This is a genomic window from Deltaproteobacteria bacterium (assembly GCA_030654105.1).
GTDB lineage: Bacteria > Desulfobacterota > SM23-61 > SM23-61 > SM23-61 > JAHJQK01.
Genome location: JAURYC010000220.1, coordinates 1 through 12,451 on the forward strand (window position 1 = coordinate 1; position 12,451 = coordinate 12,451).

Here is a 12,451-nt window from a genome sequence, read left to right on the forward strand (position 1 = left end):
TTGGAACTGGCCGAATGGGGGGTACGAGTGAACCTGGTCAACCCGGATGCGGTATTCGGGGATGAAGAAGTCCCCTCAAAATTATGGGAACTTGTCGGGCCCGAAAGAATGAAATCCAGAGGGCTTGACCCGCAGGGTCTGCGGGAATATTACCGTCAGAGAAATCTCCTTAAGGCTCAGGTAACGGCTGAGCACGTGGGCAATGCGGTTGTATTTTTTGCCAGCGAAGGGACTCCAACGACGGGAGCCACGCTCCCGGTGGATGGAGGGATCCCCGCAGCCTTTCCAAGGTAAGTAATTTAGTTCGGAGTTAAGAACTCGAAGTATTTTATCTGTTTACTCCGAACTCATTTAAACGCGTAATCGGGTCGGACTAAGTTAACTGATTTTTAAACGCATGAAAAAGATAAAAACAGCCGATTCATGCTATTGTCTCCGCAAGACACCTTTCGGTCCTGTACCTGTTCTTCTTCTGATCTATTGAGGGATAAGGAGCCGTTTCACAATCTCCTCCACATAGGTTAAACTATTTCCTTATCCCCCCATCTCTATATTTCAACCTGATAGTTGAAAGAACAGCGCCGCCGTTGTACGGATGCCATTCTTAAAGCAATCGATGGCCAAGTTTTCGTTGGGAGCATGGTTGTTTTCGTCGGCATTGCCGTAAGGGACAGAGAGAATGGGAATATTCAGGATGCTCCGGATGGCTGCCCCGGGAAAGCTTCCTCCCCCCGCGGGAATCAAAACCGGTTCCTGCTGGAATCCCCGGCGGATGGCCTCGACAAACTTCGGGGCCATAGGATGGTCCACGGATGTCCGGGAGGGGGCATAGGTGTTGAGCATCATCACTTCCAGGTCATCGAAGCCATGCTTTTTCATGTGGCTCACGTACTTTTCATAGATGTCCTCCGGGGTCTGGTTCACCACCAGCCGCATATCCATCTTGAGGGTAGCCTTGCAGGGAAGCACGGTCTTGCTCCCCTGTCCTCCATACCCTGAGGTGAACCCGGCGATGTTCAGGGTTGGGCGGAACATGAGCTTCTCCATGTAGCTTACGTCCTCGGGCGGAGTAAACTTTTTAAGCCCGTATTTTTCTTTGAATTTTTTCTCATCGAAGGGAATCTTCGCCATCATCTCCCGCTCTTGGGGAGTGGGGGGGACGATATTATCGTAGAAACCCTCGATAGCCACGGTTCCGTCCGGTTTCCGCAGGGAAGATAAGAATTCAACCAGACGCCAGGCCGGGTTGGGAATGGGGCCGCCGAAGTTGCCGGAATGAAGATCTGTGTTGGCTCCGCGGGCGTTGACCTCTACATAAAGAACCCCTCGATTCCCAAAGCTCAACCGGGGACGGCCGGAGGGATCCATGGGCCCGTCGGAGTTCAAGGCCATATCGGCAGCAAACAGGTTCTTGTGCTCCCGGCAGAACCCATTCAGACTCGGGCTCCCCACCTCTTCCTCCGGGTCGAGGAGAAACTTGACATTAACAGGAAGCTTTCCGTTCACCTTTAGTATCGATTCAATGGCCTTGAAATGGGCGAAGAACTGGCCTTTATTATCCGCGCTGCCCCGGCCGTAAATCCTCCCATTGCGGATGGTCGGCTGGAAGGGAGGGGAATCCCAGGCTTCCAGAGGCTCTGGCGGTTGAACATCGAAATGCCCATAGATCAGCAATGTACGCCGTGCTTCGGGATTGAGGATCTCGCCGTAGATTAAAGGGGGGTTCCGCTTTCCACCCATGGGAAGGATGCGAGGCTTGATCCCGATTTTTTCCATCATCCCTACCAGGAGCTGGGAACATTCCACCACCCCCTCCCAGCGGGCACTGATGGACGGTTGCCGCAGAAGAACAAAAAGCTCGTCGATGAAACGATTCAGGTTCTGATCGATATAGGCATAGATTTTTTCCATTTTTCTTACCCCCTTTTTTAAATGCGGAATTCCGAATGCGGAATGCGGAATAAGTTATTTAAATTCAAGAATTTAAAAAGCCGTTTTATTTTCGGTTTTTCCTTGCTGTTTTAATCGACGATACAGTGATCGCCAAGAGTTCATTGGCTTCTTTCATTAAATCTTGGGTATCTTTTGTATTGATAATCCCACTTTCGACCAATAGTTCCATCCAATAAATCGATTCATCGATTTCTTCTTCAACAATACCCATTTTGGCAATGAAATCAGCGGCAGATCTTGCTCTACATGCAGACCTATAATTTGCTCCTGCCGAGGTTCCAGATCGCAAGAGTTGTCTGCCTAGAATTTCAGCCGTTCTCTTATTAGGTAATCCCTCAACAAAATTGATAACCTTGAGAGCAAACAATTTGGTTCTTTGCTTTAGATCGACCTTTCCCATTCTATTTCTTCCCTTTAAATTTCAAACTCTTTTTATTCCGCACTCCGCATTCATAATTCCGCACTTGATTTACCGGTTGCGCGTGTGCGGATCCAGCCAATCCCTCAGTCCGTCTCCCATCAAGTTAATCCCCAAAGTGGTAAAGAAGATGGCGCTCCCGGGGATGGCTGCTAACCACCAAAGATTAAGCATGTAAGAGCGTCCTTCAGCTAACATTCCTCCCCAGGAGGCCATTGGCGGCTGGATCCCCAACCCAAGGAAACTCAGAAAAGACTCCCGGATGATCATGCGGGCCAGCTCAAAAGTCGAAAGAACAATGATGGAGCTGGCCAGGTTGGGAAGAATGTGTTTTAAAATAACTCCGCTGTTCCGTCCCCCCAGAGCTCTGGCCGCAGTGACGAAGTCGCGGGACTTGAGCTCGATGACTTCGGCTCGCACCAGGCGGGTATAAATTGGCCATCCGGTCAGTCCCAGAACCAGAACCAGGTTTCTGTAGCCCGGCCCGGCTGCGGCCATCACCGAAATGGCCAGGAGGATGTAGGGAAAGGACATCATGATGTTCACGCAGTTGCTGATAATGGAATCCAGCGGACCGTGGTAGTAGCCGGCCAGGATGCCCAGGGTAATGCCCAGCAGGGCCGAGAAGGCCATGGTTAAAAAACCGACGGAGAGGGAGATGCGCGAACCATAGATCAATCGGCTGAGCAGGTCTCTCCCCACCTGGTCCGTTCCTAACTTATACTGGGGATCTGTTTTTTCCTCCCAGAAAGGCGGTTTCAGGCGGGCCTGGAGATCCTGTTCCAGCGGACTATTGGGCGAGAGGAAGGGCGCCAGGAGGGCCAAGGCCAAGACGAAAGCCACCATGGCCAATCCGATCATGCCGACCCGGGCTTGACGCATGAGGTAAAGGAGTTTCCTATAACCCTTTCTTTGTTCTCTGAGCACGCAATCTCCTTTACCCAAAACGTATCTTCGGATCTAACCAGGCGATGGTAATGTCGGTCAACAAGTTGGCTATGACGATCAAAATAGCGAAAACGACCACTGCGGCTTGGACCACAGGAAAATCGGAATTAAAGATAGATTCCACCACCAAACTGGCCACACCGGGCCAGGCGAAAATAGTCTCGGTGATCACCGCTCCACTCAGCAGCATCCCGAACTGGAACCCCAAGATGGTGATGACCGGGATCAGTGCGTTGCGCAAGGCATGGCGGAAGAGTACGGCTTTTTCACCCAGCCCCTTGGCCCGGGCCGTCCGGATATAATCCTGGGAGAGAATTTCGATCATCCGCGACCGGGTCAGTCTCATCAGAATGGGGAGAATGGAGACCGCGATCCCCGAGGCCGGAAGGATGATGTGGTAGAAACTCCCGGCGCCTGAAGCGGGCAGCAGGCGGAGCTTTACGGCAAAGATGATGATGAGCATAATATCCAGCCAAAAAAGGGGCATGGCCTGTCCCAGGAGGGCCAGGACAGAGGCGGAGTGATCCTGTATGCGATTGCGGCGCACTGCCGCCAGGACCCCCAGGGGAATGGAGATGATCAGAGCCAGCAAAAGGCCGGAGGCAGCCAGCCAGAGCGTCATGGGCATGCGCTCCAGGACCAGGCCCAGAGCCGGCCGGTGAGCTACAAAGGACTTCCCGAAATCTCCCCTGGCCATGCCGGAGAGGAACTTGAAGTACTGCACGATGAGAGGTTTATCCAGGCCCATCTCTTTTCTCAAGAGCTCCACATCCTGCTTGGTGGCTTCCGGAGGCAGGAGGATCAGGACCGGATCACGGAAAAGATGAAGCAGGGAAAAAGTGATCAGGCTGATCCCCCAGATAACGATCAGGGCCTGGAAGAGCCGGTAGAGGATGTAAGACTTCATTTGGTATTCCGCAATCCGCAATCCGGAATCTGCATTTCCTACTATTCCTTCAGCTGGGCCTCGAAGGTCCTCAGAAACTCGTCCGGCGGGGCTTCGTAGATCACCCGTTTGTTAAGGCCCAGGATGGCGGTCTGGGCGTAGAAAGATACGGCCAGAGCCTGGTCGTTGATGTACTTGCCCGCGTTGTAATAGAGTTTCTTGCGCATCTCCTCATTCATGGTTGACCGGGCGTCATCTAACCATTTGTCCATCTCCGGCGACGAACCGTAGCAGAAAGCCTCGCCTTTGCGGAAATAGTTGTAATAAATGGCGTCGGCGTCGTACACCCCGCCGCTGCCCCAGCTGTGGATGTGGCAATCGTTCTGTTTCCCTTCCCGGCCCAGACGGTCCCACATGCCGATATCCGAATAAACATTGATGTTGGTTTTAATGCCCACCTTGTTCAGATACCCGGCAACGGCCTCGACTATAGCCCGGGGATTCTGGATGCTCCCCGTGTAGGTAACCAGCCTCATCGGCCGATCAAAGGGGTAATTGGCTTCTTTCAGAAGCTGCCGGGCTTTCTCCGGATTATAGGGGTAAGGGTTTTCCAGAGACTTGTCGTACCCGAAGTGTTGGGGGTTCAAAACCCCCGCGGTGCGGATGGCGTTTCCACCCATAATGGTATTGATGATGGTGTTCACATCGATGGCATGGCTGATGGCCTGCCGCACCTTAAGGTTTTGCACCGGGGAAGAGCCGGCTCTTCCATCCGCGTCCATCACCAGGTAGATCACCCGAAGAGTGGGAGCTTTGGAGATTCGGGCGATCTGGGAATTCTCAATCAAGGAGATCTGATCGGGAGGAATATCCCGCACAATATCAATTCCCCCGGTCAAAAGCTCGGAAATCTGGGTGGCAATTTCTTTGATCGGCCGGAAGACGATGGTCTTGATGGCTGGTGCGCCTTTCCAGTAATCTTCCTTGGCTTCCAGGATAACATGTACCCCGCGTTTCCATTCTTTCAGCCGGTAGGGTCCGGTGCCGTTGGCATGGGTGGCAAAGTAATCATTTCCTTTTTCCTTCAGCCATTTTGCCGGAAGCATCTGAAAGTTGGAAAGCCGCTGCAGAGCCACAGGATAAGGCTTAATGCTGATAATACGCAACGTATGGTCGTCGATAACCTTGACCTCCTTAATCCAGGAGACGGTCGGCCGTTGGGTACATTTGGGGTCCAAACCTCGCTCGATGGTGAATTTCACACACTCGGCGTTAAAGGGTTCTCCGTTGTCGAACTTAACCCCCTTGCGCAGTTTGAACTCCCAGGTATTATCATCTAAAAGCTTCCAGGACTCTGCCAGGTGAGGCACGATCTGCATGGTTTTCTGGTCCCGCGTGACCAGGTTATCATAAAGATGCCATCCGACGATGTAATTGATCCGAATGTTATGGTTCTGGGTGTCCAGGGTGCTGATGTCGCTGGAAAGGGCAGCGACCAGCTTGCCCTTGGGGGCAGCTCCCAGTTGGCCGGGACATGCCAAAAAAGCTATCATCAGCAAAGAAATTGCCCCAATCGCTCCATTCCTGAATCCATTCTTCTTCATATTCACCTCCTGGTTTTAAAATGGTTTGAATCCATTACCATGGAATCAATCCGGCTTTTAACCGGAAAGACTTTGATCTTTCAGGTTACTTTCCTTACTCATCGTGCGAGGGGAAGGGTGATTCAAAGCCATTATTGATATTCCGCAGCGGGATGTCAACTTTTTTAATAAGGTTTTTTAAAAAACACTTATTGCCCCTGTCAGCTTGGCGATAAAATTTTCAGTCTGGAAATGCGTTCGACCAGAGGAGGGTGGGAATAATAGAACCAGGCGTAAAAGGGATGAGGAGATAAATTGGCCAGGTTATCGACGGCCAATCTCTTAAAAGCCTTGGTAATGGGTTCGGCGTTCTGCATCAGGTCCAAGGCAAAATCATCTGCTTCCCGTTCAAACTTCCTGGAGATGGCTGATCCAACGGGTTGGGCAAAATATCCTACGGGGCCAAAGAGGGCTCCGATTAGAAAAAGCCCGACGTAAGGAATTGGCTCTGCAAACCCGAAGGTACGATAAAGCAACGGCCAGGGGAGTAATTGCGCCAATATAAAAAAGCCAACCAGGGATAAAGTTTCCGCAAGAATGAGCTGTTTGAGCACATGTTTCTTCTTCCAATGCCCGATCTCATGAGCCAGAACGGCCAGAATTTCCTCACCGGCATGAGAGGTCATGAGCGTATCAAAAAGCACGATCCGCTTACTCTTCCCGATGCCGGTAAAGTAAGCGTTGGTATGCTTGCTACGCTTGCTGGCATCCATGCGCAACACCCCTTTAGGTCGAAGTCCCACCTTTTCCATTAGAGTGGTAATCCCCCGCTCCAATTCTTTATCCTCGATAGGTTCAAATTTATTGAACAAGGGAGCGATCAAGACGGGGTAGAGCCAAATAATCAACAATTCCAACAACCCCACTACAACCCAGGCCCACACCCACCAATTCTCTCCCCCTCTTACCATCAAAGCTAAAAATAGGTAGAGGAGCACACCCCCCAATATGGCTGAAAGGACCAGGCTTTTTAGAAGGTCGATGAACCACAACCTGAGAGTCTTGGTATTAAACCCGTAACGCTCCTCGATCACAAAAGTTTCATAGAGGTTGAAGGGGAGGTGCAGAAGGTTTATCAGCAGGGCAATGGCGCCAAAGAAGGCCAAGCCGTTGATCATTACCCCCCATCCTAATCGGGGAATCGTTTCCGCCAGCCATGGCAAAAAGCCGGAGAGTAAAATAATTAAAAAAAAGCCCTGGTTGACCAAAGAAGCCAAAATGCCGAAATTCGCCGAATCAATAGAGTACGCGGAAATATTTTTGAGTTTTTCCTGGTCAACGGTGTCTTGAAAGATTTCGGGGACGGCATTCCCATGTTTCCGGAGGTAGGAGGTGTTCAAGCGGTTCAAGAACAATTGGGTAGCGGACCGGAGAAAAAAGACCAACAAGAAGGCCAAGAGGAGAAAATTAAGCTGAATCATAAAGATACAGGGTTCGAGGATTCAAGGGTTCCAGGGTTCCTGGGTTTGATAGATTTTCACCTTTGACCCCTTGAACCCTTGACCACAGCCACTTTACCAGCGATCGAAAACAAGTCTTTTACCATAAATTCTCCTTATAAAAACCGTAAGGTGAAAGGTTTGAGGTGTAAGGTGTAAGGATGGAACGCTGGAGATGTCATTCCGAGTTCTCCCGGTATATTTCTATGATTTTTTCCACGTCTTTTTTGGATCCGATAAAGAGGGGAACCCGTTGGTGGAGTTCCTGGGGTTCGATGTCGAGGATGCGCATCTTTCCATCTGTGGCCATTCCCCCGGCCGCTTCCACAATCATGGCCAAGGGTGCGGCCTCACACATCAAGCGTAATTTTCCGCGGGGTTTTTTCGGATCTCTATTATCGGCCGGATACATGAAGATCCCCCCCGCCAACAAATTGCGGTGAAAATCCGCCACCAGGGAGCCGATATAGCGCAAATTGTAAGGCTGGCCGCGTTCATTATCCGGGCTTTTAAAATAAGAAACCACTTGGCGCGTAGACGCATCCCAGTGATTCCAATAGGACTCATTGACCGAGTAAATTTTGCCTATTTCCGGAATTTTGATTTCCGGATGGGAGAGCAAAAACTCTCCCACGCTGGGGTCCAGAGTGAACCCATAAGCTCCCCGGCCAGTGGTATACACCATCATGGTGGAAGAACCATAGACGAAATAACCGGCGGCCACCTGGTCAGATCCTTTTTGCAGGACGTCGGCCATCGTCACGCTTTTCCCCTCCGGGCTTTTGCGGCGATAAATGGAAAAAATTGTGCCAATGGACACGTTGCCTTCTATATTCGAAGAGCCGTCCAGGGGGTCAAAGATCAGGATATATTCGCCAACGGGGAAGGCCGATGGAATTTCAATCAAATCGGCATTTTCTTCCGAGGCCATGGCACATAACACGCCAGCCCTTTCTAAGCGGTGGATCATTACCCGGTTGGCGTATTCGTCCAGCTTGAATACCTCTTCTCCTTGGACGTTCGTCTCCCCCGTGAACCCAAGAACATCCACCAAGCCGGCTTTGTTCACCTCGCGGGAAATAATTTTGGCCGCCAGAATCAGTTCATTTAATAACCGGGTAAAACGTCCCGTGGCCATGGGAGATTCTCTCTGATGCAAAAGAAGATGCTCGATCACGGTAACCGGCTGCATAAGAAACCTCCTCGTCCGGCAAAGCCGGAACAATTAGAAAAGCAAAAATACATATCTGGCCCCCTGCCCCTGGAGGCCCTTGCCCCTTACAACATACCTTTTTTCAAAGGGCTAAAGTGTTACAGTTTTTCTTTACGCCCGGGAAGATCGGGCATAAAAGATCGGCAAAGGCTCGCCAAGTTTCTTCCATTGCTTGATCACGGCCTCCGCTTTCCCAGCGCTGTTGAGTACATGGAGTTTACGCCGGACCATACCTACGATGGCTTCACGGCCCGGGCCGAGGTAGTTGCGGGGGTCGAATTCAGATGGTTTGGTGGCGAAGACCTCCCGGATTTTGGCCGTCAGGGCCAGCCGTAGGTCGGTGTCAATGTTGACTTTACACACGCCGTACTTGGATACGGCCGCGTGAATCTGTTCTTCGGGCACACCCATGGCATTGGGCATGCTACCGCCATACTTGTTAATCAGGTCTATGAATTCCCGGGGGACGCTGGAAGAACCGTGCATGACCAGCGGAAGGCCAGGGCAGGTCTTCATGATCTGTTCGATGCGGTCCGTGGCCAATTTGGCCTCACGCTTGAATTTATAAGCCCCGTGGCTCGTTCCGATGGCAATGGCCAGACTATCCACGCCGGTGCGCTTCCAGAAATCGGTGGCCTGGTTGGGGTCGGTAAGAAATTTCCCAATGTTTTTTTCATATTCTTCGGCTTGGAGGCCGACCACATGTTCCTCGATGCCGCCCAGCATGCCGAGCTCAGCCTCCACCACGACGCCGGCTGGGTGGGCCAACTTCACAACCTCAGCGGTAAGCTTTACGTTTTCCTCATAGGGCTGGTGGGAGCCATCGATCATCACGCTGGTGAAGCCGTCGTTGAGACAGGTCTCCACTAATTGCACTGTGTCGCCATGATCCAGGTGAATGGCGATGGGCAGGTTGGGGTGATCTTCGACCGCGGCGTCGATAATATGTTTGAGATAGCGCATGTTGGCGTACTTGCGGGCACCTTTAGAAATCTGTAGGATAAGGGGACTCTGCTCCGCCGCGCAGGCTTCGATAATGCCCTGGGTGATTTCCATGTTGTTGACGTTAAACGCGCCGATGGCAAAGCCGCCATCATAGGCCAGGTCAAACATCGGTTTGGTGGTCATCAGAGGCATAACGTATCTCCTTGTAGATAAGATTAAAAGGCCGCCGCCCAGAAAGGTGGGATAAAACAATAATGCCAAGTATATTGCAGTTATCAAAAAAAGTCAAAAAGGGGGTTAATAAAAATAAGGGTCCAAGGGGTCATGGATTCAAGGGGGCCAAGGGCCAAGCGAAGCGAACCCCCCCCTGACATTGGCGAGGGCTCAAGTCGGCAAACAAAAAAGCCCCATTAAAGGGGCGTAAAATCAGGGTTGTCAATCTTGGTCAGCGGATGGGGTAGGGAAGAATTAAATCGGCTATGATGCCCGGACTGTGGTTCCTTCTCCTTTAATTTGAGGGTAGTCCCCTTTCCCGGCGAATTTGTTTTATCCTCTGGCGAGCATGAGTTTGATTTTCCGCATAAATCATCGTAACGATGCAATTGTCCTCTGATTTATCGCTTCTTTGATTATCTCGCTCGCAAATTTCTGCCCCACGGTAATCAGCAAAGGATCCGTAGAGATCGTTGGATTTTGAATCCGTATGCATAGCATAGACATAATAAGGCATTATTTAGTACCTCCAAGAAATTTCAGGTGACGCTTTTGTTTCTCATATTCCTCCCCATCAATCTTATCCTCTTTGACTTCCCGAAGATGACCTTTCTACCTAGGATTGATTAAAACCACAGCATTCGTGTTGATCTTCTGAAAAGTCCAATCCCTGATCTGGACGTGAGGGGAGCATCCTTGGGTAGATGGATGGGTTCACCTGGTTTTAGGGGTTTTTAGTGGTCTTGGCCCCTTTGCCCCTCTTTTGAGGAGGTAAAAGGGAAGTTGGTAGGAAAGATCTTCCTCTTGCCTTCTCATTTGCATTAACGCACTTATTTAGAATAGTGTCAAGGGAATAGTCGGAACGAAGAAAAAACCTTGGCAGGGCTTAGGTTAAGGGATAAATTTGAAAAGTCCGTTAGGGTGGTTTCGGATTGATCCCCCAGGGGAATGTATGCTAATAAATTAACAAACGCAAAATAAAAAAGGGAAGTTCGTTGGGATCGTTTCGCAAACTTAGTGGGCAAAATGGATCTAACGCGAGGGATAAAATTCAAGGAAAGGTGATTGCCATGGACAGCGCGGGTAATAAAATTCCTACCGGCCCTCCTCCTCTTAAAGGAATTCGAGTGATTGACCTTACGAGGATCATCGCCGGCCCCTACTGCGCCATGATTTTGGGGGACCTCGGGGCAGAGATCATTAAGGTTGAACAACCCAAAATTGGCGACGAAAGCCGAGCATGGGGACCCCCTTGGGTGAAGGAGGTAAGCGCCTACTTTATCTCGATCAACCGCAACAAAAAAAGTCTTACCTTAAACTTAAAACACCCCCAGAGCATAGAGATTTTCAAGAGCCTGGTGAAGACGGCGGATGTAGTTTTGGAAAATTTTCGCCCGGGAACGATGGAAGAGATGGGCCTTGGCTACGAAGCCTTACAGAGAATCAATCCGCGGCTGGTTTATTGTGATATGACCGGGTATGGAACTGAAGGCCCGTACCGGGACAAGCCGGGTGTGGATGTCATTGTTTCGGCTATTGGCGGCCTGATGTCCATTACAGGGCAGAAGGATGGAGAGCCGGTAAAAGTGGGGGTTCCCCTGACCGATGTCCTCACAGGGCTTTATGCTTTTGGAGCTATTGCTTCCGCCCTTTTGTTGCGGGAGCAGACCGGAAGAGGGCAGCGGATTTCGATCAACCTGCTGGCCATGCAACTGGCCACTTTGATCAACATCGGGTCCAATTATCTGCTGGGCGGGATCATTCCCCGGCGCTGGGGCAGCGCCCATCCCAACATCGTTCCCTACGAGGCTCACCGGGCCAAGGATGACTACCTGATCTTCGGGGTCATCAATGAGCGGATGTGGAAATCTTTTTGCCATCTTTTGGGAACGGATGAATTAATAGATGATCCCCGGTTTGTGGATAATTCCAAACGCATAGAGAACCGGCAGGCCCTCAATGAAATCATCGACCGGAAGATTGCTGAAAAAACAGTGGATGAATGGATCCCTTTATTCGATCAAGCCGGGATTCCCTGCGGCCCGATCAACACGTTTGACCGGGTCTTCAGCGACCCGCAGGTGTTACACCTGGGTTTGGTGAAAGAGGTGGAACATCCTCACTACGGAAAAGTGAAAGTGGTAGGGCCGCCGGCGACCTTCTCCGAGAGCGCTATCGGCATTCAGAGCCCGCCACCGCTGTTGGGAGAGCATAACCAAGAAATTTTAACCCGCCTATTGGGTTATTCAGAGGAACAGGTAATCGCTTTAAAAGAACAGGGAGTAATCTAAGATAAAATTTTCCGCATTCACATAGCTTCCTTTCAACTCCGTAACTCCTTTTTCCTCATTCCCAGATGAAGGTGATGAGAAAACAAAAAATTAATAACTGAAACATTCTCTTCCTGCTCATAAGGAACCTTTTTTAACGATTAATTTTTCAAGACACTACATCCCCCTCTCCCCTCAATCGAATCTCGACCTGCCGGAAGAAAAAACATAAATCCCGCCGGCTTGGCCCCAATTAGGGCGGGACTGCTCTCCATCTAATTTGGAGATGGTCCTAAATTATTTACTTATTTAAGGATGTCCCCATTTAAGATGCGGCTTCCTTTGATTTAGAAGGGTGCTCGAATTGTCCTCGGCGCAGTGAATGCCCGGTTGTTCCGGGGAAAAGACATTTTTATCTCCGGTATGATCGCAAGGCCGTTCGTTTGGCGAAGCGGAGGGCTTGCGAGAAGACGCCGGAGTTTCGCGATCGGTATCGTTTCCGGGCGGGCATTGAAGGAACCAT

General features: G+C 50.7%; 10 protein-coding genes and 1 pseudogene. 3 read left to right on the forward strand and 8 right to left on the reverse strand.

The window, feature by feature from the left end; genetic code table 11:
- Positions 1–294, forward strand: a 294-nt coding sequence (locus Q7V48_09125) for an SDR family oxidoreductase (protein MDO9210894.1), incomplete at its 5' end; no start/stop codon positions are given.
- A 261-nt stretch (positions 295–555) separates the two neighbouring features.
- Here Q7V48_09125 and Q7V48_09130 read toward each other — a convergent pair.
- The 8 genes from Q7V48_09130 to Q7V48_09165 form a co-directional block, all read right to left on the reverse strand.
- Positions 556–1,911, reverse strand: a complete 1,356-nt coding sequence (locus Q7V48_09130) for a M20/M25/M40 family metallo-hydrolase (protein ID MDO9210895.1) — start codon at positions 1,909–1,911, stop codon at positions 556–558.
- A gap of 85 nt (positions 1,912–1,996) precedes the next feature.
- Positions 1,997–2,353: a four helix bundle protein gene (locus Q7V48_09135; GenBank protein MDO9210896.1), complete on the reverse strand. Its 357-nt coding sequence runs from the start codon at positions 2,351–2,353 to the stop codon at positions 1,997–1,999.
- A 69-nt stretch (positions 2,354–2,422) separates the two neighbouring features.
- Positions 2,423–3,298 (reverse strand): ABC transporter permease, encoded by an 876-nt coding sequence (locus tag Q7V48_09140; GenBank protein MDO9210897.1) that lies wholly within the window; start codon positions 3,296–3,298, stop codon positions 2,423–2,425.
- Between the two features lie 10 nt (positions 3,299–3,308).
- Positions 3,309–4,226 (reverse strand): ABC transporter permease, encoded by a 918-nt coding sequence (locus Q7V48_09145; GenBank protein MDO9210898.1) that lies wholly within the window; start codon positions 4,224–4,226, stop codon positions 3,309–3,311.
- 41 nt (positions 4,227–4,267) lie between these two features.
- Positions 4,268–5,809 carry an ABC transporter substrate-binding protein gene (locus Q7V48_09150; protein MDO9210899.1) on the reverse strand — a complete coding sequence of 514 codons (1,542 nt, stop codon included), beginning with the start codon at positions 5,807–5,809 and terminating at the stop codon, positions 4,268–4,270.
- 200 nt (positions 5,810–6,009) lie between these two features.
- Complete coding sequence (locus tag Q7V48_09155) at positions 6,010–7,269, reverse strand: M48 family metallopeptidase (protein MDO9210900.1); 1,260 nt, start codon at positions 7,267–7,269, stop codon at positions 6,010–6,012.
- Positions 7,270–7,465: 196 nt separating this feature from the next.
- Positions 7,466–8,479 (reverse strand): class 1 fructose-bisphosphatase, encoded by a 1,014-nt coding sequence (gene fbp, locus Q7V48_09160; GenBank protein ID MDO9210901.1) that lies wholly within the window; start codon positions 8,477–8,479, stop codon positions 7,466–7,468.
- A gap of 132 nt (positions 8,480–8,611) precedes the next feature.
- On the reverse strand, positions 8,612–9,637 hold the full coding sequence (locus Q7V48_09165) for a ketose-bisphosphate aldolase (protein MDO9210902.1): 1,026 nt from the start codon (positions 9,635–9,637) through the stop codon (positions 8,612–8,614).
- Positions 9,638–10,728: 1,091 nt separating this feature from the next.
- Here Q7V48_09165 and Q7V48_09170 point away from each other — a divergent pair.
- Together Q7V48_09170 and Q7V48_09175 are read left to right on the forward strand one after the other, a co-directional pair.
- Complete coding sequence (locus Q7V48_09170) at positions 10,729–11,949, forward strand: CoA transferase (GenBank protein MDO9210903.1); 1,221 nt, start codon at positions 10,729–10,731, stop codon at positions 11,947–11,949.
- 326 nt (positions 11,950–12,275) lie between these two features.
- A pseudogene (locus tag Q7V48_09175) lies at positions 12,276–12,451 on the forward strand (transposase).